6 protein-coding genes are annotated in these 24595 nt (G+C 75.7%); 3 read left to right on the plus strand and 3 right to left on the minus strand.

Annotated features, from left to right (window positions below; genetic code table 11):
* Both ACGF12_RS10255 and ACGF12_RS10260 read right to left on the minus strand, forming a co-directional pair.
* Complete coding sequence (locus ACGF12_RS10255) at positions 1-18780, minus strand: non-ribosomal peptide synthase/polyketide synthase (RefSeq protein WP_393027849.1); 18780 nt, start codon at positions 18778-18780, stop codon at positions 1-3.
* 142 nt (positions 18781-18922) lie between these two features.
* Entirely contained in the window at positions 18923-20272 is a 1350-nt protein-coding gene (locus ACGF12_RS10260) for a serine hydrolase domain-containing protein (protein WP_393027850.1), read from the minus strand.
* 748 nt (positions 20273-21020) lie between these two features.
* Between ACGF12_RS10260 and ACGF12_RS10265 the strand changes: the two genes are divergently transcribed.
* On the plus strand, positions 21021-21494 hold the full coding sequence (locus ACGF12_RS10265) for a flavodoxin family protein (protein WP_393027851.1): 474 nt from the start codon (positions 21021-21023) through the stop codon (positions 21492-21494).
* Positions 21495-21510: 16 nt separating this feature from the next.
* On the opposite strand, the gene ACGF12_RS10270 is transcribed toward ACGF12_RS10265, so the two are convergent.
* Positions 21511-22830, minus strand: a complete 1320-nt coding sequence (locus ACGF12_RS10270) for an MATE family efflux transporter (RefSeq protein ID WP_393027852.1) — start codon at positions 22828-22830, stop codon at positions 21511-21513.
* A gap of 189 nt (positions 22831-23019) precedes the next feature.
* On the opposite strand from ACGF12_RS10270, the gene ACGF12_RS10275 reads away from it, so the two are divergent.
* A complete protein-coding gene (locus tag ACGF12_RS10275) occupies positions 23020-23547 on the plus strand; it encodes a PadR family transcriptional regulator (protein ID WP_393027853.1) in 528 nt (175 codons plus the stop codon).
* A 169-nt stretch (positions 23548-23716) separates the two neighbouring features.
* Complete coding sequence (locus ACGF12_RS10280) at positions 23717-24592, plus strand: class I SAM-dependent methyltransferase (RefSeq protein ID WP_393027854.1); 876 nt, start codon at positions 23717-23719, stop codon at positions 24590-24592.
* Positions 24593-24595: the final 3 nt, after the last annotated feature.

Genomic DNA, 24595 nt, shown 5'->3' on the forward strand with positions numbered 1-24595 from the left:
TCACCGTTCGTCATCGTCGGGGCCGCCGAACGCGGCGTCTTCGAGTTCGCTCAGCACCTGTTCCTCCACCAGGTCCGCCAGGGCGGCCACGGTGCGGGAGACCAGGACGTCGCGGGGGGTGAGCGTGACGCCGAAGGCATCGTTGGCGCGGGAGGCGATCAGCAGGGCGCGCATGGAGTCGCCGCCCAGCAGGAAGAAGTCGTCCGTCACGCCCACGGCCGTCCGGAGGGTCTCGGCCCAGATCCGTGCCACGGCCTCCTCGGTGGGTGTGCGGGGCGCCAGCCGCTCGGCCGGCTCCTCCTCGACCGGTCGGGGCGCGGGCAGCGCGGCGCGGTCGGTCTTGCCGCTCGCGGTGAGCGGGAAGCGGTCGAGGACGGCGAAGGCCGAGGGGACCATGTGGCCGGGCAGCGAGCGGGCGGCCAGCGCGCGCAGTTCGGCGGCGGTCGGTGGCTCGGCGCCGGGGGCGACCAGCAGGTGGGCGACCAGCCGGGGCAACCCCGGCTCGTCCTCCCGGACGCTCACCACGGCGTCCAGTACGCCCGGGTGGCGGGTCAGCACGGCCTCGACCTCGCCGGCCTCGATCCGGTGGCCGCGCAGTTTGAGCTGGTGGTCGGTGCGGCCCAGGTAGTGCAGCTCGCCGGAGCGGTCCCGGCGCACCAGGTCCCCGGTGCGGTACATCCGGCTGCCGGGCGGCCCGAACGGGTCGGCGGTGAAGCGGGCGGCGGTCAGGCCGGGCCGGCCCAGGTAGCCGCGGGCCAGGGACGGTCCGCTCAGCCACAGTTCGCCCGGCACGCCGTCGGCGACCGGCCGCAGCCGGGTGTCCAGGACGTACGCGCCGGTGGCGGGCAGCGGGCGGCCGATCGGTGGCGCGGCACCGTCCGGCGCCAGTGGGGCGGACCAGGTGGCGACCACGGTGGCCTCGGTGGGGCCGTAGGAGTTGACCATGCGGTGGTGCGGGGCCCAGCGGGCGACGAGTTCGGCGCCGCACGCGTCGGCGCCGACCACCAGGGTCCTCAGCGCGGGCAGAGTGCCGGGGGTGTCGGAGGGCAGGGTGGCGAGGGCGGCCGGGGGCAGCAGGGTGTGGGTGATCCGCTCCGCCCGCAGTACCTCGGCCAGTCGGGCGCCGAGCAGCGGTCCGGGTTCGGGCACCACCAGCCGGGCGCCGTGCGGCAGGGCCATGCACAGTTCGAGGACGGAGGCGTCGAAGCTGGGGGTGGCGAAGGCCAGCACCCGGTCCCCCGGGGCTACCCGGTAGTGCTCGGCCTCGGCGGCGGCGAACGCCGCGAGCCCGCGGTGGGTGACGACCACGCCCTTCGGGGTGCCGGTGGAGCCGGAGGTGTAGATGACGTAGGCCGGGTCGTCCAGGTCGAGCGGGCGGGTCCGGTCGGTGTCGGTGGGGCGGTGGTCGGGGACGCCGTCCGGCGGGGCGGCCAGCAGCGCCGCGACCTCCTTGGTGTCCAGGGTCAGCGCCGGTGCCGCGTCGCGCAGCATCAACTCGACGCGTTCGTCCGGATAGTTGGGGTCGACGGGCAGGAAGGCGGCGCCCGTCTTGGCCACCGCCAGCTGGGCGAGCACGGTGTCCGCCGAGCGCGGCAGCAGCAGGGCGACGACCTCGCCGGGGCCGGCGCCGCGGGCGATCAGCCGGTGGGCCAGCCGGTTGGCGTGCGCCTCCAGCCGGGCGAAGGACAGCTCCTGGCCGTGGGCGCTCAGCGCCGTGGCGGCCGGCCACCGGTCCACGGCGGCCTCGACCAGGGCGGGCAGGGTGGCCGGGGCGGGGGCGTCCAGCGCCGGGCGGGCCGGTCCGCGCAGCAGCCGCTCCCGCTGCCCGGGCGCCAGCACGTCGAGGTCGTCCAGCCGTGTGCTGCCGTCCGTGCCCGCCAACGCGGCGATGGTGTGCAGCAGTTGGGCGGCCAGCTGCTCGGCGGTCGCGCGGTCGAGGTAGCGCGGGTCGTGGCCGAGTTCCACGGTGAGCCGCTCGCCGGGCGAAACCACCACGGTGAGCGGGTAGTTGGTGGCCTCCCGGGCGTCCAGCCCGCGGATCAGCAGGCCGTGCGCACCGGCCGTGGCATCGCCGACCGGGTAGTTCTCCAGCACCACCAGGCTCTCGAACAGCGGTGTCCCGGGCGCGACCTGGCTCAACCCGTGCATCCCGGCCAGCGACAGGTGGTCGTACCGGCGGTCCTCCGCCCGGTCCTCCTGCAGGGCGCGCAGCCAGGCGGCGCACGGCTGCGCCCCGTCGACGGCGACCCGGGCGGGCAGGGTGGTGATGAACAGGCCGATGATGCCGTCCGAGCCGGTCAGCTCGGCCGGGCGCCCGGAGACGGTGGTACCGAAGCAGACCCGCGACTGCCCGCTCCAGCGCGAGAGCAGCAGCGCCCAGGCGCCCTGCACCAGGGTGTTGAGGGTGAGCCGGTGGTGGCGGGCGAAGTCCTGGAGCCGTTCCGTCTCGGCCGCGCTCAGCCGGTGCGACAGCCACTCGCCGGAGCGGGCCGTCTCACCCAGGGCGGGCCTGCGGTCGTAGGGCAGCGCGGTGGGCGCGACGAGGTCCGCGAGCACGCCACGCCAGTGCTCGGCGGCGGCCGCGGTGTCGCGGGCGGCGAGCCAGGCGACGTAGTCCGCGAAGGGCCGGCGCTCGGGCAGGCCGGGCCGTTCGCCGCGGGTGAGCGCGGCATGGGCGGCCAGCACGTCCGACAGGACGTGGAAGACGCTCCAGCCGTCCAGCAGGACGTGGTGGAAGGTCCACACCACCCGCACCGCGTCCGGCCCGAGCCGGATCAGGTCGAGCCGCAGCAGCGGGGCCCGGTCCAGGGCCAGCGGGCGGGACCGCTGCTCGGCGAGCAGCCGCTCCAGCCGTGCCTCGCGCTCCGCCTCCGTCAGCCCGCTCCAGTCGTGCTCGGTGGACGGGAGCGTCACCTCCCGGTGGACCACCTGGAGCGGCACGGGCACGCCGTTCAGGGCGACGGCGGTGCGCAGCACGGGGGTGCGGTCGACGACGTGCTGCCAGGCGGCGGCCAGCAGCCGCGGGTCGCGGGCGCCGTCCAGGACGAAGGTGATCTGCTCGACGTACAGGCCGTGTTCGGCCTCGTCGAGGCCGTGCACCACCATGCCGGTCTGGGTGGGGGTGAGCGGCTGGATGTCCGTGACGTCCCGTCCGGTGCCGGCCAGCCGGTCGACCGCCGCCTGGTCCAGGCGGGCCAGCGGGAAGTCGGCGGGGGTGCGGCCGCCCGCGCCGGGTTCGGCGCAGTGGCGGACGATCTCCCGCAGCTCGTCGAGGAGTTCGGCGGCGAGCCGGGCGACGGTCGCGCGGTGGTGCACCTCGCGGGAGTACGACCAGGTGAAGGTCAGCCGCCCCGCGCTGACCCGCCCGAGCACGTCCAGCAGGTGGGGCCGGCGCGCGGCGCGGTCCATGCCGCCGGTGAGCGGGCCGTCCGGGGAGTGCAGCAGGCCGCCGGGGGCGGGGTGCCAGTCCTGTCGGCCCAGGTAGTTGAAGCCGATCTGCGGCAGGTCGGGCAGGTCGGGCTCCGGCCGCAGGTGGCGCAGCGCGCCGTAGCCCAGGCCGCCGTGCGGCACGGCGCGCAGGTTCTCCTTGACGGTCTTCAGCGCGGTGCCGGTGTCGGCGCCCCGGGGCACGTCCAGGACCACGGGGTACATCGCGGTGAACCAGCCGACGGTGCGGGCCAGGTCGATCCCGTCGAACAGTTCCTCGCGGCCGTGGCTCTCCAGGGCGACGGTCACCCGGTCCCGTCCGCTCCAGCGGGCCAGCACCCGGCCCAGGGCGCAGAGCAGGGCGTCGTCGACCCGGGTGCGGTACGCCTCCGGGACGTCCCGCAGCAGCCGGTGGGTGTCCTCGGTGTCCAGCGCGACGGTCAGCGACTCCTCGACGGCGGCGGTGTTGGCGCCGTCGAGGTCTCTCGGCAGGGCGGTCGCGGCGTCGCGGTCCGTGTCGTACCAGTGGGTGCGTTCCCCGTCGAAGCCGCCGGCCGCGGTGTGCGCGGCCAGCCGCTCGGCCCAGGCCCGGAACGAGGTGCTCTTGGGTCCGAGGTCGGGCCGCTGCCCGGCGCGCAGCGCGCGGTGGGCGGTGTCCAGGTCCTCCAGGATCAGCCGCCAGGACACCGCGTCCACCACCAGGTGGTGCGCGGCCAGCAGCAGGACCGGGTGCCGCTCGCCCTCGAAGCGGCACAGCGCGGCCCGCAGCAGCGGTCCGGCGGCCAGGTCGAAGCCGTCGGCGAGGCGCTCGGCCAGCCCGCCCAGCACGGCTTCGCGCCGCTGCGGCGAGCCGGCGGCGGGCAGCCGGTGGGTGCGCAGGTCCGGTGCGTCGCCGGGCGGGGTGCCGTGCTGGCGCCACCGGCCGTCGCCGAGCGGTTCGAACCGCAGGCGCAGGGCGTCGTGCTGTTCCAGGACGGCCGCCAGCGCGGCCCGCAGCAGGGTCTCGTCGGTGTCCGGGTCGAGGCGGAAGGAGACCGACTGGGTGAGGCGGGCCGGGTCGCCGCCGAGGGTGTCGAACAGCCAGTGCTGGACAGGGGTGAGCGGGGCCTCGCCGACCACCGGGCCCTGTTCGGCGGCCACCGCCGGGGTCGGTGACTCCTCGGCGGCGAGGGCGAGTTCGGCCAGGGTCTGGTGGGCGAAGAGGTGCCGGGGGGTCAGGGCGAGGCCGGCCCGGCGGGCCGCGGAGACGATCTGGATGCCCAGGATCGAGTCGCCGCCGAGCGCGAAGTAGTTGTCGTCGGCGCTCACCTCGGGCAGGCCGAGCGTCTCGCACCAGATCGCGGCGAGGGCGCGCTCGGCGTCGGTGCGGGGCGGCCGGGCGCCGGCGGCGGCCGGGGCGGCCCACACCGGCTCGGGCAGGGCCCGGCGGTCGAGCTTGCCGGTGGCGCCGAGCGGCAGCCGCTCCAGCGGCACCACCAGTGCGGGTACCAGGTGGTCGGGGAGGGTGTGCCCGAGGAAGGTACGCCACTCGGCGGCGTCCGGCAGCGCGCCGTCGCGGGGCACCGCGTAGCCCACCAGGCGCCGGTGGCCGTCGTGTTCGACCACCCGGGCGGCCGCCGCCGACACCCGTGGGTGGCGGGCGAGCGCGGCCTCGACCTCGCCGAGTTCGATCCGGAACCCGCGCACCTTGACCTGGTCGTCCGCGCGGCCGAGGTAGACGAGGTCACCGTCGGCCGTCCAGCGCACCAGGTCGCCGGTGCGGTACATCCGGCGGCCGGCGGGGCCGAACGGGTCGGGCAGGAACCGGGCGGCGGTCAGCCCGGGGCGGCCCAGGTAGCCGCGCGCCACGCCGGTGCCGCCCAGGTACAGCTCCCCCGGCGCGCCGACGGGCACCGGGCGCAGCCGGTGGTCCAGGACGTAGGCCCGGGCACCGCCGACGGGTCGGCCGATCGGCGGGTCGCGGTCGGGGTCGGCGGGGTCGCAGGCGAAGGCGGTGGCGTAGACGGTGGCCTCGGTGGGGCCGTAGATGTTCAGCACCCGGCAGCCGGGGACGGCTTCGCGCAGCCGGCGCACCGTCCGGGCGGGCAGTGCCTCGCCGGCCAGGACGACCGTGTCCGCGCCGAGGTGCACGGCGTCCTGCGCGAGCAGGCCGCCGAGTGCCGAGGGCACGGCGCTGAGCAGGCCGGCCCGGACCGGCCCGGGGCGCTCGGCCAGCGCCAGGAGGTCCGGGACGAGTTCCACGCAGCCGCCGGACAGCAGCGGCGAGAAGATCTCGAACACCGACACGTCGAAGTTCAGCGAGGTGGCGGCGACCACGTGGTGCAGGCCTCGGCCGCCGAACTCGGCCGCCGCCCAGTCGGTCAGGGCGAGCACCGAGGCGTGGGCGACCACCACGCCCTTGGGGCGGCCGGTGGAGCCGGAGGTGTGGATGACGTAGGCGGGGTGCTCCGGCAGCAGAGCGCCGAGCCGCTCCCGCTCGCCCACGGCGTCGCCGGGGAGGGCGGCCAGCCGGGTGGCGCACCCGGGGTCGTCCAGCAGGATCCGGGTGAACGGGCCCTGCGGGATCCGTCCTCGGGTCGCGGTGTCGGTGACCACGGCGTCGGGCCGGACGTCCGCGAACAGGAACGCGATCCGCTCGGCCGGGTAGCCCGGGTCCACCGGCAGGTAGGCGGCGCCGCTCTTGAGCACCGCCAGCAGGGCCACGGCCACGTCGGCGGTGCGGGGCAGCGCGAGGGCGACGAACCGCTCGGGGCCCGCGCCGGCCGCGATCAGCAGCCGGGCCAGCCGGTTGGACCGTTCGTCGAGTTCCCGGTAGGTCAGTCGCGCCCCGGCGGAGCGGACGGCCGGGGCGTCGGGCGTCCGGGCGGCCTGCCGGGCGAAGGCCTCGGGCAGGGTGAGCCGCGGTGCCTCGACGACCGCTCCGCCGAAACGTTCCACCAGCTCACGGCCCCGGCCCGGCTCCAGCAGCGGCAGGTCCTCCGCCGACCGGTCGAGGCCGGTCGCCAGCGCCGCCAGCAGGGTCCGCAGGCTCGCCCCGAGCCGCTCGACCGTCCCGGCGTCGAAGAGGGCCGGGTCGTGGTCGAGGTCGACCTCGATGGCCTCGCCGGGGGCCACCACCACGCTGAGCGGGTAGTTGGTCGGTTCCAGGACGCGCTCGGTCGCCACACCCAGGCCGTGCCGGGTCAGCGCCCCCTCGTCGAAGGGGTAGTTCTCGAAGACCACGATGCTGTCGAACAGGCCGGTGCCACCCGGCAGTTCGCTCCAGGTCTGGAGCTGCGCCAGGGAGACGAAGTCGTACCGGCGGGCCTCCGACTGGGCGTCCTGCAGCTCCCGCAGCCAGTCCAGCAGCGGGCGCCGGGCGTCGATCCGCACCCGGGTGGGCAGGGCGTTGATGAACAGGCCCACCATCGCGGTCACGCCCGGGAGTTCGGCCGGCCGGCCGGAGACGATCGTGCCGAACACCACGTCGTCCCCGCCGCCGTAGCGGGAGAGCAGCAGCGCCCAGGCGCCCTGCAGCACGGTGTTGACGGTCAGGCCCGCCTGCCGGGCGGTCGTCCGCAGCCGCTCCGACAGCTCGGCGCCGAGGCTCACCCGCACCGACGCGGTGGAGGAGGCACGGTGGGCCTCGGCCGGGCGGCGGTCCCGGGGCAGTTCGGTGGGAGCGGGGAAGCCCGCCAGGGTGTCGCGCCAGTACTGCTCGGCCCGGGCCGGATCCTGTTCGGACAGCCAGCGCAGGTAGTCGCCGAAGGGGGCGCGTTCGGTGAGCCTCGGCTGCTGCCCGGTGGTCAGCGCGGCGTACCGCTCGCACACCTCGTCGAAGATCTGGGCGGCGCTCCACCCGTCGAGCAGGACGTGGTGGAAGGTCCACAGCACCCGCACCCGGGTCGGGGTCAGCCGGACCAGGGACAGCCGCATCAGCGGGGCGGTACCCAGGTCGATACCGGCCTGCCGGTCCTCGGCGAGCAGCCGGGCCGTCTCCCGCTCGACGAGGTCGGCCGGCCGGTCCGTCCAGTCGTGGTGGGTCACCGGGACCGTCACCCGCGGCTGGACGACCTGGAGTGGCTCGGCGGTGTCCTGCCAGGTGAGCCGGGTGCGCAGCACCGGGTTGGCGTCCGCGGTCCGCTGCCAGGCCTCGGCCAGCGCCTGCGGGTCGGTGACCCCGGACAGGACCAGCTGGACCTGGTTGAGGTAGGTGCGGCCGTCCGGGTCGAGCAGGCTGTGGAAGAGCATGCCCGCCTGCATGGGCGTCAGCGGGTACAGGTCCGCGACGGCGCGGCCGTCCCCGGCGACCCGGTCCACCGCCGCCTGGTCCAGACGGGCCAGCGGGAAGTCCGCGGGGGTGCGGCCGCCGGCGTCCGGGCGGGCGCAGTGGGCGACGATCCCCTCCAGCGCGCGCAGCACGGCGTCCGCGAGTTCGGTGACGGTCTGTTCGCGGTGCCGGCCGGCGCTGTAGTACCAGCTGATCTCCAGCTCGTCGCCGTCGACCCGGGCGACCACGTCCAGCAGGTGCGGGCGCTCCGTGCCGGGCGCCTCCGCGCCGCCGAGGCCACCGGGGACGGCGCGCACCAGCGCGGCGCCGTCCACGGACCAGTCGAAGCGGCCCAGGTAGTTGAAGGTGATGCCGGGGGCCGGCGCGTTCGCCAGCCCCTCGTCCCGGGCGAGGTGGCGCAGCGCGCCGTACCCGACGCCGCGGTCCGGCACCGCCCGCAGCTGCTCCTTGACGGCCTTCAGCGCGGTGCCCCAGTCGCCGTCCGGGACGGCCAGGGCGACCGGGTGGAGGGAGGTGAACCAGCCGACCGTACGGGACAGGTCGAGGTCCTCGAACAGCCGGTCCTCGCGGCCGTGCCCCTCCAGTCCGATCGCGACGGTGCGCCGCCCGGTCCAGTCGGCCAGCACCCGGCCCAGGGCGGTGAGCAGGACGTCGTCGATCCGGGTGCGGTAGACCCCGGGGACCTCGCGCAGCAGGCCGTCGGTGCGCTCGCGGTCCAGCCGGACCGTCACGCTGCGCAGGTCGGCGGCGGTGTTGCCGCCGTCGCCGTCCACCGGAAGCGGGGTCGCGCAGGCCCGGGCGGCGGCCGCCCAGTGGGCGCGCTGGTCGGCGAAGCCGCCGCCCGCAGTGTGCTCGGCCAGGCGGCGGGTCCACTCCCGGACGGAGGTGGTGCGGGCGGACAGCCGCAGCGGCCGGCCCTCCACGGCCTGCCGGTAGGCGGTCTCCAGGTCCTCCAGCAGCACCCGCCAGGAGACGCCGTCGACCACCAGGTGATGGACGGCGAGCAGCAGCCGGGCGGGCCGGGTGCCGTCGGTGGCCTCGGGGGTGGGGACCAGCAGGCGGGCGGTGAGCAGCGGTCCCGCGGCCAGGTCGAACCCGGCATGGGCGGCCTCGGTGACGGCGGCCTCGTCGCCGAGGTCGTGGACCTCCAGCAGGTCGGGGGCGGCGCCGTCCGCCGGGGCGCAGTGCTGCTGCCAGATCCCGTCCGCCCCGGCCGTGAACCGGCAGCGCAGGGCGTCGTGGTGGGCCCACAGGGCCGTGAGCGCGCGGCGCAGCGCCTTCGGGTCGACCGGGCCGGGCGTCTCCACGACCACGGACTGGTTGAAGTACCCGGTGTACGGCGGGTGCGGGTCGAGGAACCAGTGCTGGATGGGAGTCAGGCCGACCTCGCCGCTGACCGGCTCGGTGCCGGCCACGGCGACCACGGTGCCGGCGGCCGCGGCCAGCGCGGCCACGGTGGGGTGGCGGAACAGGTCGCGGGGGGAGAGCGCGAGGCCGGCGGCCCGGGCGCGGGAGACGACCTGGATGCTGAGGATCGAGTCGCCGCCGAGCAGGAAGAAGTCGTCGTCGACCCCGACCCTTTCCACGCCGAGCAGTTCGGCCCAGATCGCCGCGAGGAGGCGTTCGGTGTCGGTGCCCGGGTCGCGGTGGGCGCGCTCCCCGGCCGCCGACCAGTCGGGGGCGGGCAGCCGTCGGCGGTCCACCTTGCCGTTGGCCGTCAGCGGGAGTTCGGGCACCGTGACGAAGGCCGCGGGCAGCATGTAGTCGGGCAGGTCGGCCGCCAGGTGGGCGCGCAGCGCGGCGGCGGAGGGCGGCTCGGCGCCGTCGGCCGGCACCAGGTGGGCGACCAGCCGCTTGCGGCCCGCGTCCTCGTGCAGCGAGACGACGGCCTCGGCGACGGCCGGGTGGGCGGTGAGCCGGGCCTCGATCTCGGCGGGTTCCACGCGGAAGCCGCGGATCTTGATCTGGTCGTCCGCGCGGCCCACGAAGTGCAGTTCGCCGTCCTCGCTCCACCGGGCGGTGTCGCCGGTGCGGTACATCCGGCTGCCGGGCGGCCCGAAGGGGTCGGCGAGGTAGCGGGCGGCGGTCTCACCGGGCCGGCCCGCGTAGCCCCGGGCCAGTCCGGCGCCGGCGATGTACAACTCCCCGGTGATGCCGGGTGGTTGCGGCTGGAGCACACCGTCCAGCAGGTACACCCGGGTGTTGTCCAGCGGGCGTCCGATCGGCAGCACGGCGGGCAGCGGGTCGCCGGCGCGGAAGGCCCGCCGGGTGGCGAAGGTGGTGGTCTCGGTCGGGCCGTAGCCGTCCACCACGGTGAGGTCGGGGCAGGCCTCCAGGACCTTGCGCACGACCGCGCCCGGCACCGCCTCGCCGCCGGTCCACACCTCGCGGGCGCCGCGCAGGCAGCCCGGGTCCTCCTGGGCGAGGAGGCGGAACAGCCCGGCGGTCAGCCACAGGCAGCGCACGCCCCGTTCGGTGACGGCGTGGCGGACGGCGGCGGCGTCCAGGTCCCCCGGCGGGGCCAGGACGGCGGTGCCGCCGCGCAGCAGCGGCACCCAGAGCTCGTAGGTGGCGGCGTCGAAGGCGTGCGGGGAGTGCACCAGCACCCGGTCGTGGTCGGCGAAGGCGCGGTCCCGGGCGAGCGCGGCGACATCGCGCTGGCGCACCGCGACACCCTTGGGGGTGCCGGTGGAGCCCGAGGTGAACATCAGGTACTGGAGCTGGTCGGGGTGGACCGCCGCGAGGGCGGGCTGCGGCCGCTCGCCGGGGTCGGGCCGGTCGACCCGCAACACCCCTTCTGCCGGAAGCAGTTCGACGGCCGTCGGGGCCCAGTCCTCGTCGGTGAGCAGCAGGTCCGCGCCCGCCTCGGCCAGCATGCGGTGCAGCCGCTCGCGCGGCGCCCGGCCGTCCAGCGGCACGTAGACGCCGCCGGTGCGGACCAGTGCCAGCTGGACGGTGACCAGGGCGACGGACCGGTTCATCAGCACGCCGACCGGGCGCTCGGCGGCGACTCCGAGCGCGGCCAGCCGTCCGGCCAACACAGCTGCGCGGGCGTCGAGTTCACGGTAGCTGAGGTGCTCGTCCGCGGCCTCCAGGGCGATCGCGTCGGGGGTGCGGCGCACCTGCTCGGCGAAGAGCTCGGCGACGCTGCGCCCGGGTCGGTCGACGGCCGTGTCGTTCCAGTCCGCGAGGATCCGCCGGCGCTCCCCGGCGGTCAGCAGCGGCAGTCGCGCGGGCGGGCGCCCGGCCCCTTCGGGCATGCCGGTCAGCAGGGCCGTGAGCTGCCCGGCCATCCGCCGGACCGTGTCGGCGTCGAACGACCGCGGGTCGTAGCACAGGCGCAGGTCCAGTTCGGGCCCCGGGTGGGCCAGCAGGGTGAGCGGGTAGTTGGTGGTCTCGATGCCGTCCAGCTCGCGCAGGCGCAGGCCGTGCCCGGCGGCCGCGTCGGCGTCGACCGGGTAGTTCTCGACGACCACGATGCTGTCGAACAGGGCTGTCTGCTCGGGGAGTTCGGTGGCGGCGCGCAGGCGGGTGAGCGGGACGAAGCCGTGCCGCCGGTCCTCGCTCTGCACCTCCTGCAGCTCCCGGAGCCAGTCCAGCAGGCTCCGGTCGGCGGGCACCGCGGTCCGGGTGGGCAGGGTGGTGATGAACAGGCCGGTCATCGCCTCGACCCCGGGCAGCTCGGGCGGGCGCCCGGACACGGTGGTGCCGAACACCACCTCGTCCCGGTTCGCCTGACGGCCCAGCAGGATCGCCCACGCGCCCTGGACCAGGGTGCCGAGGGTGAGGCCCGAGGTCCGCGCGAGCCCCTCCAGCGCCCGGGTCGCGTCGGTGGTCAGCGTGAACGGCACGGCCTGGGTGGACTCCGCGCGGTGGCTCCGCAGCGGCTCGCGGTCGTAGGGCAGCGGCGTCGCCTCGGTCAGCCCGGCGAGACGACGGCGCCAGTACTCCTCCGCCCCCGCCGGGTCGCGTTCGCGCAGCCAGGCCACGTAGTCGCGGTAGGGCCGGCGGTCCGGCACGGTGCCGTACGGGACCTCCGCCGTGCCGGGCCCGGACCGGGCCAGGGCCGCGTGGACGGCGAAGACGTCGGACAGCACCTGGAAGAGGCTCCAGCCGTCCAGGATCAGGTGGTGGAAGGACCAGAGCACCCGCACGCGGGTGTCGGAGAGGCGGATGAGCACCAGGCGCTGGAGCGGGGCACTCGCCAGGTCGAGGCCCCGGGCCCGGTCGCGGTCCAGGAGGTCGGCCAGTCGGCCGCGGTGCTCCCGCTCGGGGATCTCGCGCCAGTCCAGCCGGGTCACCGGCACGGTCGCCCGGCGCCGCACCACCAGCAGCGGCTCGGGGACGTCCTGCCAGCGGACGTGGGCGCGCAGCACCGAGGCGCGGTCGCTCACCCACTGCCAGGCGGCGGCCAGCGTCCCGGGGTCGGGCACGCCGTCCAGGACGAAGTCCAGCTGCTGGAAGTAGGCGCCGCTGTCCTCCTCGGCGAGGCCGTGGAAGAGCATGCCGGACTGGGTGGGCGTCAGCGGGAGGACGTCCTCCACCGCGCCCGGGTCGTCCCCGGTGATCCGGTCCACGGCGGCCTGGTCGAGCCGGGCCAGCGGGAAGTCGGACGGGGTGCGTCCGGCGGCGCCCGGGCGGGCCGCGTGGCGGGCGAGGTCGGCCAGTTCCGCGGCGAATCGTTCCGCCAAGGCCTCGACGGTGGCGCGCCGGTGCCGCCCCTCGGCGTAGAACCAGGTGAACTCCAGCGCGTCGCCGTCGAGTTGACCGACCACCTCCAGGGCGTGCGGGCGCCCGGCGCTCGGGTCGGCGTCCAGTTCCAGGGCCCGGAAGGTGCCACGGTACAGCCCGGCGGTGTCGTCCGGGTCGTCCTGGACGTCCATCCGGCCGAGGTAGTTGAAGCTGATCCGCGCGGCCGGGGTTTCCGGGGCCGTCCCGGGGCGCCCCAGGTGGCGCAGCGCGTCGAAGCCGAGGCCGCGGCGGGGGACGGCGCGCAGCTGTTCCTTGACCTGCTTGAGGACGGTGTCCCAGTCGGCCTCGGCGGGCACGGCCAGCGCGACGGGGTGCCGGGTGGTGAACCAGCCGACGGTGCGGCTGACGTCGAGGTCGGCGAAGAGCTCCTCGCGCCCGTGCCCCTCGACGTCCACCACGACCCGGTCCGGCCCACCGGCCGCGCACAGGGCCCGGCCGAGGGCGCTGAGCAGCACGTCGTTGGCCTGGGTGCGGTAGGTGTCGGGCAGGGTGCGCAGCAGGGCGGCGGTGTCGGCGGGGCCGAGGCGTACGGTCACCGAGCGGGCCGAGGCGTAGCCGTCGGGGCCGGTCAGCTCGTCCGGGAACGGGCCGGCCTCGTGCGCCTCGTACGCCTCGTACGCCTCGGCTCCGCCGTCCCCGTCGCCCCTGTCGCCCCTGTCGCCCAAGTCGGACGGCGCCGGGACGGCCCTCGACCAGTACTCCGTCTCGTCCTCGAAGCCGCCCGCGGCGGCGAACGCGCCGAGCCGCTCGGCCCACTGGCGCAGCGACGAGGACTTCGCCGGCAGCGCCGCCGCCGCGTCGCGCCCGTCGCGGCGGGCCCGGTAGGCGGCGTCGAGGTCCGCCAGCAGCACCCGCCAGGAGACCCCGTCGACCACCAGGTGGTGGACGGCCAGGTGCAGGACCGGCGCCAGCCCGGCCCCGCGCTCGTGCAGCACGGCGCGCAGCAGCGGCCCGCCGCTCAGCTCGAAGGGGCCGAAGTGCGGGCTGTCGCCGTCCGGTCCGGTGTGGCGGCCCAGCCGGATCCGGGGTGCCCGGTCGTCGATGTGCCAGTGCACGTCGGCGGCGGCGCCGGCCGCGCCGTCAGGGGCCGTGAAGACCGAGCGCAGGGCGTCGTGGTGGGCGACCAGGTCGTTCAGGGCGGCCTCCAGCGCCGCCGGGTCCGGGTCGTCCCGCAGGAGGAGGGAGAGCGCCTGGTTGAAGTGGCCGGCGCGGCCGGCGGCCCGGTCGAACCACCAGCGCTGGATCGGGGTCAGCACGCCGGCCCCGGTCGCGGCCACCGGGGCGGGGGCGGCCGGCCGTTCGGCGGCGTCCGCGCAGCGGGCCAGCGCGGCGACCGTCTGGTGCCGGTAGAGGTCCCGGGAGGTCACCGGCAGCCCGCTCTGCCGGGCCCGGGCCACCACCTGGATGCCGAGGATCGAGTCGCCGCCGAGGTCGAAGAAGTTGTCGTCCGCGCCGACGCGTTCCAGCCGCAGCACCTCCGCCCAGATGACGGCGAGCGCGCTCTCGGTGGGGGTGCGGGGGGCGACGTGACGGACGGCGGACACGGCGGGGCCCGGGTCGGGAAGCCGGCCGCGGTCGAGCTTGCCGTTGGGGTTGAGCGGCAGGGCCGGCAGCGGCACGACGGTCGAGGGGACCAGGTAGTCGGGCAGTGCCAGGCCGAGCGCCCGGCGCACCGCCTCGGGTTCCACCCGGCCGCCCGGGACGGGCACCACATAGCCGACCAGGCGCCTGGTGCCGTCGCCCTCGTAGACGGTGGCGGCGGCCTCCGCGACGCCCTCGCAACGCCGCAACGCCTCCTCCACCTCGCCCAGTTCGATCCGGAAGCCGCGGACCTTGACCTGCTGGTCGCTCCGGCCGAGGTACTCCAGGTCGCCGTCGGCGTTCCAGCGCACCAGGTCCCCGGTGCGGTACATCCGCTCCCCCGGCAGGCCGTACGGGTCGGCGACGAACCGGGCGGAGGTCAGCCCGGCGCGGCCCAGGTAGCCGCGTGCCAGGCCGCCGCCACCGAGATACAACTCGCCCACCACACCTGGGGGTTGCGGCCGCAGCGCGTAGTCGAGGACATAGGCCCGGGTCCGGGCGATCGGTCGGCCGATCGGCGGCGCCTGCTCCGGCAGCCGGTCGCCGGCGAACCAGGCCGTGGCATGCACGGTGGCCTCGGTGGGGCCGTAGACGTTGGCGATCGCGCTGCCGGGCAGGGCGTCGCGCAGGTCGCGCAGCGCCTGGGCGGAGAGGGCCTCGCCGGCCAGCACGGCGGTGTCGGCGTCGACCGCGGCGGCGCCGCCGGTGATCAGCCGGGAGATCACCGAGGGCACCCCGCTGACCAGGCCGACCTGCCGCGGGACGGACTCGTCGGCGAGGGCGGACAGGTCGGCGACCAGTTCGACGGTCCCGCCCGCCAGCAGCGGGCAGAGCAGTTCGAAGACCGACACGTCGAAGTTGAGCGAGGTGGCGGCGACCACGTGGTCCAGCCCGCCGGGCCCGAACCGCTCCAGCGCCCAGCGGGCGAGCTCGACGACGCTGCGGTGGGTGACCACGACGCCCTTGGGCCGGCCGGTCGACCCCGAGGTGTAGATGACGTACGCGGGGTGGTCCGGCAGCAGCGGGCCCAGCCGGTCGGCGTCCGTCGGATCGGCGTCCGTCGGATCGGTGTCCGTCGGATCGGTGTCCGTCGAGTCGGCGAGGCCGGCGAGGCCGTCGGAGTCGGCGAAGTCGGCGGCGGCGCAGTCCTCCAGCAGCAGGACGGGGCAGTCCTCGGGCAGCGCGGCCGCCGTCTCCCGGGTGGCGAGGACCAGGGCGGGCCCGGCGTCCCCCAGCATGAAGCGGACCCGCTCGGCCGGGTAGCCGGGATCCACCGGCAGGTACGCCGCGCCCGACTTCAGCACCCCCCACAGCACCGACGGCAGTTCGGCGGAGCGGGGCAGGCAGACCGCGACCAGCCGCTCCGGCCCCGCACCGCGGGAGACCAGCAGCCGCGCGAGGCGGTTGGCGCGCCGGTTCACCTCCGCGTAGTCCAGCCGCACCGGGCCGCAGACCACGGCGGTCCGCTCGGGGGTGCGGGCCGCGCTCGCCTCGAACAGCCCGGGCAGCACGGTGTCCGGGAGGTCGCACCGGGTGCGCGCGGGCGGGTTCCAGACGTCGATCAGGGTGCGCTGCTCCTCCTCGGAGAGCATGGGGAGTTCGGCGAGGGTGCGCTGCGGTCCGTCGGCCATCTCCGCCAACAGGCGGTGCAGGTGGCGGGTCATCCGGGCCACGGTGCGCCGGTCGAACAGGTCCGTGTTGTACTCCACGGTGAGCGCGCAGCCGCCGGCGTCCTCCGGGGTGAACTCCAGCACCAGGTCGAACCGGGCGGCCGGGCGGGGCAGCGGGTGGTCCTCGAAACGCAGGCCCCCGGCGGGCGGCGGCGTGATGCCGGTCTGCTGGACGACCAGGACCTGGACCAGCGGGGTCCGGCTGGGGTCCCGGGGTGGGGCCAGTTCCTCGACCACCCGGTCGAACGGCACCGCGGCGTGGGCGAAGGCGTCCAGCAGGGTCGTGCGCACGCTCTCGACGAACCGGTCGACGGTGGCCTTCCCGTCCACGTCGGCGCGCAGCACCACGGTGTTGACGAAGAAGCCGGTCACCTCCTCCAGCTCCCGGCGGTCGCGCCCGTTGGTCACGGTGCCGAACACCACGTCCCGCTGGCCGGAGTAGCGCGAGAACAGCAGCGCGGACGCCCCGGCGAACAGGGTGAACACCGTCGTGCCGCGCCCCGCGGCCAGGTGCCGCAGCCGGGCCGTCAGGTCGGCCGGGAGGTGGTGGCGGTGCGCCGCGCCGGCGGTGGTGCGCAGCGCGGGCCGGGGCCGGTCGGTGGGCAGTTGCAGGGGCTGCAGGTCCGCCAGGCAGCGCTTCCAGTAGGCGAGGTCCGCCGCGTCCGCGGGTCCGCCCCCGGCGGCCCGGCGGCGCTGTTCCCAGGCCGCGAAGTCGGGGTACTGGAGGGCGGGCACGGGCAGCCCGTCCGCCTCGCCGGAGACCTCCGCCCGGTAGAGCGCGGCCAGTTCGCGGGTGAGGACGCCCACCGACCAGCCGTCGGTGATGATGTGGTGCTGCCCCAGCAGCAGCAGGTGTTCCTCGGCGGTGAGCCGGATCAGCACCGTCCGGGCGAGCGGGCCGTCCGTCAGGTCGTAGGGGCGGCTCAGCTCCTCGGCCAGCAGGCGGTCGGCCGCCTCGGCGCGTTGCGGTGCGGGCAGAGCGCCGAGGTCGGCGGTGCGCAGGTGCAGGGCGCCGGCCTCGGCGACGCGCTGGACGAGCTGCCCGTCGACGGTGGCGAAGGTGGTGCGCAGCGAGTCGTGGCGGGCCGCGAGCCGGCCCAGCGCCCGGCCCAGGGCCTCGGGGTCGGGTGTTCCGTGCAGCCGCAGGGCGACGCCGGTGTTGTACTCGCTTCCGCCCGCGGTGAGGTCGTCGAGGAACCAGAGCCGTCGCTGGGCGCTGGACAGCGGCAGCGGCGAGTCGCGCGGGGCGCGCGGGGCGCGCGGGATCGGCTCCGGCGGCGCGGCGGCGTGCTGGTCGTCCAGCAGCTGGGCGAGGGCGGCGACGGTGCGCGCGGTGAAGACGTCCCGGAGGGTGAGCCGGGCGCCCAGTCGCTCCGCGATCCGGGTCAGGGTGCGGGCGGCGAGGATCGAGTCGCCGCCGAGGTCGAAGAAGTCGTCCGTCACCCCGACGGCGTCGACGCCCAGGACCTGGGCCCAGACGGCCGCCAGGGTGCGTTCGCGCTCGGTGCGGGGTTCGGCGGACGCGGCCGTGGTCGGACGGGCGGGCGCCGGCAGTGCCCGCTGGTCGATCTTGTGCTGCGGGGTGAGCGGCAGCGCGGCCAGCACGAGGACGGCGGACGGCACCAGGTGGGCCGGCAGGGCGGCGGCCAGGGCCGCGCGCAGCGCCACCGGGTCGGGGGTGTGCTCCGGGTCGGCGGGCGTGACGTAGCCGACCAGCCACTCCCGGCCCGGCTCGTCCTCCCGGACCACGACGACGGCCTGGTCGACGTCGGGGTGCGCCCGCAGGGCGGCCTCGACCTCCCCCGGTTCGATGCGGAAGCCGCGGATCTTCACCTGCCGGTCGAGTCGGCCGAGGAACTCCAGTTCCCCGTCGGCTCTCCGGCGGGCCCGGTCGCCGGTGCGGTAGAGCCGGGCCCCGGGCGGTCCGAAGGGGTCGGCGACGAAGCGGGCGGCGGTCAGCCCGGGACGGCCCAGGTAGCCGCGGGCGACACCTTCCCCGCCGATGTACAACTCACCATCGACGCCCGTAGGTTGGGGCCGCATGGCGTCGTCCAGCAGGTACGCCCGGGCGTGCGGCAGTGCGTCGCCGATGGTCGGGGTGCCACTGCCGGCGGTCAGCGGCCCGGTCCAGGTGGCGACGATGGTGGCCTCGGTCGGGCCGTAGGAGTTGACCATGCGTCGGCCGGGCGCCCAGCGGTCGACCAGGTCGGCGGGGCAGGCCTCGGCTCCGACGATCAGGGTGCGCAGGTGGCGGCCCGCTCCGGCGGGCACGGTGGCCAGCGCCGCCGGCGGGATGAGGGCGTGGGTGATGCGGTGGTCGTCCAGCACGGCGGCGAGTTCGTCGCCCAGCCAGGGGCCGTCCGGTGGGATCACCAGGGTGGCACCGGCCAGGACGGAGATGAACAGTTCCAGGACGGAGGCGTCGAAGCTGGGCGAGGAGAACTGCAGCACCCGTGCGCCCGGGCGCACGGCGTACCGCTCGACGGCCGCCTCGGTGAACCCGCCGATCCCACGGTGGGTGACGACCACGCCCTTGGGTGTCCCGGTGGAGCCCGAGGTGTAGATCACGTAGGCCGCGTGGTCGACGCCGGTCGCGGCGCCGAGCACCTCCGCGGTGTCCGGGGCGCCGGTCCCGGCCTCCAGTACCGAGCGGACCAGGGCCGGATCGTCCAGGACCACGGCGGGCGCGGCGTCGGCGAGCATCAGCGCCCGCCGCTCGGCGGGGTAGCCGGGGTCCACGGGCAGGAAGGCGGCGCCCGTCCGCACCACGGCGAGCTCGGCGGCGACGAGTTCCATCGAGCGCGGCAGGACCAGCGCCACCGTCCGTTCCGTCCCGGCGCCGCGCCGTCCCAGGTCGCGGGCCAGCCGGTCGACCCGGTCCGCCAGGTCCCGGTAGGTCCAGGTGCGCCGCCCGTCGGTCACCGCGGGGGCGTGCGGGGTGCGGGTCACCCGGGCGGCGAACAGCCCGTCGAGCGTCCGGTGCGCCGGCGACGGGGCCGCGTCGCCGCACGGCGCTGCGGTGGCGTCGCCGGCCCGCGACGGGTCGGTCGTGCGCACGGGCTGGGCAGGCCGGTCGGCCATGGCGGAAGATCCTTCCGGACGGGGAGAGGATGCGACGCGGGCACCCGGGCGGGCGGGAACGGCCCTGGGGTCCGCGGGAACGCTGTGACGGCGGTGCGGGCGTGCCGGGGGTGAGCCCGGTACGGGGAGCGGCCCGGACTGCTCAGGCGGGGTCGACCCGCCGTGCGGTGCGCCCGGAGACCTGCACCCGGTCGATCACCCCGGTGCCGGGGTCCCGGTGGAAGCGCCCGCCGGGTTCGGGGCGGCCGGTGTCGGGGGCGAGCAGGTCGTAGGAGAGGTCGGCGAAGCAGCGCATCGGAATCGGCAGGTCGCCGTCCACGGAAAGGGTCGACGATCCGTCGCGGGTCGGCTCGACGCGGTAGCGGATCCCGCCGTTGACGTAGCTGCCCGCGCACTCGGGCAGGACGACCGGGTCGCCCGAGGCGGCGGGTGCGACCGCGGCGGGCACCCGGAGGTCGATCAACTCGGCCAGGTCGTCGGCGAGTTCGCGCCAGAGCGCGGTGGCGGCCCCGGCGTTGCCCGTGAAGGCGACCACCACACCGCTGTCCGGTTCGACCCGCAGATGGCAGGAGGTACCCAGGGCGTTGCCGTCGTGCCCCCACCACAGCCGCTCGTCCTGGTGGTAGAGGGCCAGGCCCGGCCCCCAGCCGTCGGCGAGCGCACCGGGCCGGGCGGCGGGCTGCGGGCGGCACATCCCGTCGGCGACGGCCTCCGGCAGGGCGACGCCGCGGCCGGCCAGGGCGGCACCGAGCGCGGCCAGGTCCACGGCGCTCAGCAGCAGGGCTCCGGCCGGCGCCTCCAGTGGGGCGAGGTTCTGCGTGACCGGGCGGACCCGGCCGGTCGCGGTGTTGAGCGCGTGGCCGGCCGCGACCGGGCGCGCGGCGGCGGTCGCGCCGATGAAGGCGGGCGCGGTACCGAGCGGGTCGAGCAGCAGGGTGCGGACCGCCTCGTGCCAGGGCATTCCGGTCACCGTCTCCACCAGGCGCCCGGCGGCGACGTAGCCGGCGTTGGAGTAGGAGAAGTCGGTCCCGGGCGGGAACAGCTCGTCGTCGGCGGTGCACACGGACGCCAGGTAGTGCGCCGCGGTGGTCCGGGCGGCCGCGTCGGAGTCCGGTCCGGTGGGCAGCCCCCCGGTGTGGCTGAGCAGCTGGCGAATCGTTACTTCAGGCATCCGTCGGAGTTCGGGGAGGAGGTCGGCGACCCGGTCGTCGAGGTCGAGGTCGCCGTCGTCGGCGAGGAGCATCACCAGGGCGGCCGTGTAGGGCTTGGTGAGCGAGCCCACCGGGACGGCGGTGTCCGCGGTGAAGGGCGCGCCGGTGGCGGCGTCGGCCACACCGGTGTGCAGGACGACGGTCTCCGGACCGGTGTCCACCACCAGCTGCGCGCCGGGCACCCGGTGCGTGCACGCGAGCATGTCGAGCCGGTCCTGCAGTTCACGTCTTAAAGGGACCGGCGCGCGCTCACGGACCGGCACGGAGACGGAGTACGGCATTGGCGGAAGCTCCCGTTGACTGGCTCTCGGACGCGGACGCGACAGACGTCCGCGGATGAATTCCGGATTACTGAAGTGCGCCCGGCGCATTTTCCGGCCGCCCGTGCTCCCCGGCTCACGACTCGCGGGAAAAACGGGAATACCGGCCCACACCTCGGCAGGACAACACGGATGCACCGCGATCCGCGACACCGCGGAAACGGTGAACGACCGAATGCGCTTACCCCGTCAGCGGACTCCGACAGGAACCCCGAACCCGCCCGGTCGCGCTACCCGGCATGGCAATCCCCCCTGCTCCGCTCCACCGCGCCCCTCGTGCGGACCCTGCCGCGACGGCAGCGGTGGACGGCGCAAATCCTTGACAAACCGAACGCCCGGACGGCGAACGCGGAACAGTCTTCACGGCGCGTCACCCTCTCGCAACCCCCGGCGATTGACGGAAAGCAACCCTCCTGGAAAACGGAAGCACAAAATCGCAGGTGCGCCTCCATTACTGCGCCGTAGCACCTGATGGCGGATGCGGCTTGTTTGGCCGAAACCGTAACGGTCGAATCCGCACGGTCCGTTCCCTTCACGCACACGGTCCTCAATAGCCAGCCGAGTCACTCGGGCATTCCCGAGAAACCCGGTTCTCCCACGACTCACGCCCGCCCGTCCGCCGATGTCACGTTCCGCCGCGCCGCCCGGTCCACCTGTCGGGTGCGGCCGTTCCGCACCACGACGAACGCGGAATGAAGGGAGCATCGCCATGAAGGCCGTCATCGTGTGCGTCTCGGTGTCCCACGGCAACACCAGGAGGATCGCGGAGGTCATGGGCCGGGCCCTGGCCGCCCCGGTGGTCGAACCCGAACAGCTGGATCCGGCCGAACTCGCCGCCTACGACCTGGTGGGCTTCGGCTCCGGGATCTTCACCGGTTCGTTCCACCCGCGACTGCGCGGCTTCGTCCGCTCGATCCCGCCGGCGACACCCCGCCGGGCCTTCGTCTTCGCCACCAGCGGGCTGCCCGAACCCCGGTTCCGGTCCTTCACCCGCTCCCTGGTGCGGCTCCTGGAACCGAAGGGCTTCGAGGTGGTCGACACCTTCACGGCGCGCGGGTACGACACCTGGCTCCCGTTCAGGCTCGTCGGCGGCATCAACCGGCACCGGCCGGACGCCGACGATCTGGCGGCGGCCCGGGTGTTCGCCGAGGGACTGCGCCCCCGGCCCGGCGCGGCGTCCTGACCCCGGCCGGGGCCGGTCACTCGACGGGGCGGAGCGTCCGCGTCCGACGCACCGTCGCCGGCACGGGCCGGCGGCGGGTGAGGACCAGCAGCAGAGCGAGCTGGGTCACCGCCCCGACCGCCTGGCCCAGCCACACGCCGTTCACCCCCAGCGGTCCCGCCAGCCCGGCTGACGAGCCGAGTTGGGCGCCGAGGCCGAGCAGTACCGCGAGCACCAGCGGCCGCCCGGCGCCGGTCGCCTGGTGGACGCCGCCGAGGGCGACCACCAGGGCGTACGGCAGCAGGTAGAGCGCCGCCATGCGCAGGAAGCCGACGGACTGGGCGGCCACCGCCGGGTCGTCGGTGAAGAGCGAGGTCAGCGGAGCAGCCAGGGCGGCGGACAGCGCCGCCGTCCCCGCGCCGAGCAGCGCGGCAAAGCGGACGGTGGCACGCCGGAGCGCGCCCAGGGCGGAGCGGGCGCCGGCGCCCGCGAGGTGCGCGGCGCGGAGCGCGGCGGCCTGGCGCACGGCGTAGAAGGCCATGGTGGCGACCAGCAGCAGCCGGTAGCCGATCCCGTACCCGGCCACCGCCGCCACGCCGAAGCCCGCCACCAGGCCGAGTTGGGCCGTACCGACCGCCATCCGGGCGGAGAAGTCCAGGCCGAAGGGCGCACCCGCACGGAGGATCCGGAGCGCCGCCGAGCCGACGCCCCCAGCCGCCCCGCCGGTGCGCGGCCGCAGGCGCAGCGTGACGGCGAGGGCGACCGCCCGGGAGGCCGCCAGGGCCAGGGCCGCGCCGGTGACTCCGAGGGCGGGCAGCGGCCCGGGGCCGAGGATCAGCAGGGGGTCGAGCACCAGCAGCAGGGCGTTGGAGAGCAGGGCGATCCGCATCGGGGTGCGGGTGTCGCCGGTGCCCTTGAAGAGCTCGTCGGCGACGCGCTGGGCGAAGAAGAGGGCGAAGGCCGGGAAGGCGACCGCGAGGTACTCGGCCGCCCGGGCGGCGGCCTCGCCGTCGAGGAAGGCGGCCGCGAGCCGGTCGCGCAGCAGGAAGCCGGGCACCGCGAGGGCGAGGCTGCCGACGAGGCAGAGGCGCCAGGCGGCCCGGGTGGTGCGGGCGGCTTCCTCGTGGTCGCCCGCGCCGAGGGCGCGGGAGAGCCGGACGCTGGTGCCGGAGGAGACCACCAGGACGAGTCCGAGCAGCAGGTTCTCGACGGTGCCGGCGAGGGTGACGGCGGCGACGGCGGTCCCGCCCAGGCCGGCCACCCAGAGGGTGCCGATCACCGAGGCGATCACACCGGACAGCAGTTCGACGTAGACCGGTCCCGCCAGTGCGGCCAGTCGGGACAGTTGTCCGCGCATGCCTCTTCCCCCGTTCCGTTCCGCCGCCCGGTCCACGCCCGCGCCCACTCTCAGAGCCAGGCTCAGACCCAGACCGACGGCCACCTCGATTCGAGCTATCCCGAACAGAGATACATCGAATCGATACATCTCGACAAGAGGTAGCATGGCACCGCCACGGGGGCGCACTGCGACGAAAGGGCCTCAACCGTGCTGACCCTCGCGATCCTCGGTTTCCTGTACGACCAGCCGCTGCACGGCTACCAGCTCAAGTCTCGGATCACCGGCCTGACCGGCCACGTCCGACCGGTCAGCGACGGCGCGCTCTACCCCGCGATCACCCGGCTGGAGAAGGCCGGACTGCTGCACCGCCGCACCGAACCGGGCAGCGGCGCCGCGCCGCGCCAGACCCTGGAGCTCACCGAGGAGGGCCGGGCCGAACTGCTACGCCGACTGGCCGACCCCGAGCAGGCCGAGATCACCGACCAGATGCGCTTCTTCGCACTCGCCGCCTTCCTCCACCACCTCGCCGACCCGGCCCGGCAGGCCGCCGTCCTGCGCCGTCGGCTGGCCTTCCTGGAGGCCCCGAGCAGCTTCTTCTACGACGGGGACGGCGAGCCGGTCGCCGCCGAGCGCGAGCCGAACCCGTTCCGACGAGGCATGCTGCTGGTAGCCCGGGCCTCCGGCGCCGCCGAGCGGGCCTGGCTGACCGACACCGTCGCCGAGCTGGAACGCTAGAGCAGTCCGTACGCGCCCGGCCGAACAGCAGCGCGACGGAGTGGAATTACGCCTTTCCACACCTGGCCCCACCCGGCCCGCGCGTCGCTATGATGACCCGTCTCACGTCCACGGCGCCCCTCCGCGGCGTGACCCACCACCGCGCTCCGCCCGTCTCCTGGAGGCAGCCGTGCCCAGTGAAGTGACCGCAGCCGCCCGTCCCGTGCCGCTGAAGCTGGACGACATCCCCGGCTGGTTCTTCGGTCTGGACCGGGCCGCCTTCGCCCACCTGCTCTCCCAGCAGAGCGAGGCCGGGGTCAAGGGCGACATCCTGGAGCTCGGCAGCTACCTCGGCCGCAGCGCGGTGCTGCTCGGCGACCACCTGCGGCCGGGCGAGCGGCTGACCGTCTGCGACCTGTTCGACTCCGAGGCGGGCGACGACGACAACGCAGCCGAGATGACGATGTCCTACCGCAAGACGCTCACCCGCAGCGCCTTCGAGTCCAACTACCTCGCCTTCCACAGCGAGCTGCCCGAGATCGTCCAGGCGCCCACCTCGGTGCTGGCCGACGGCCGGATCCCGGCGGGCAGCTGCCGGTTCGTCCATGTGGACGCCTCCCACCTGTACGAGCACGTCGCCGGGGACATCACGGTGGCGAAGGCCGCCCTCGCCGAGGACGGCCTGATCGCCCTGGACGACTACCGCTCCGAACACACCCCGGGCGTCTCGGCGGCGGTCTGGGAGGCGGTCTTCACCGGCGGCCTGCACCCGGTGCTGCTCACCCCGATGAAGTTCTACGGCACCTGGGGCGACGCCGCGGCCGCCCGGCAGGTCCTGCTGGAGCGCGACTGGCGGGCCGAGGGCTACACCACGGACGAGGACACCATCGCCGGACAGCGCGTCCTGCGGCTCAACTACCAGGTCAAGACACCCGCGACGGTCCAGCGCTCCACCTCGCGCCAGCTCGCGCTGGACCTGCTGCCCCCGGTCGCCACCCGCGCGACCCGCCGGGTGCTGCGGACGCTGCGCGAGCGCCGCGCCGTCCGGCCGACACCGAACGCCTGAGGC

The organism is Kitasatospora sp. NPDC048296, from assembly GCF_043201815.1.
Classification (GTDB): domain Bacteria; phylum Actinomycetota; class Actinomycetes; order Streptomycetales; family Streptomycetaceae; genus Kitasatospora.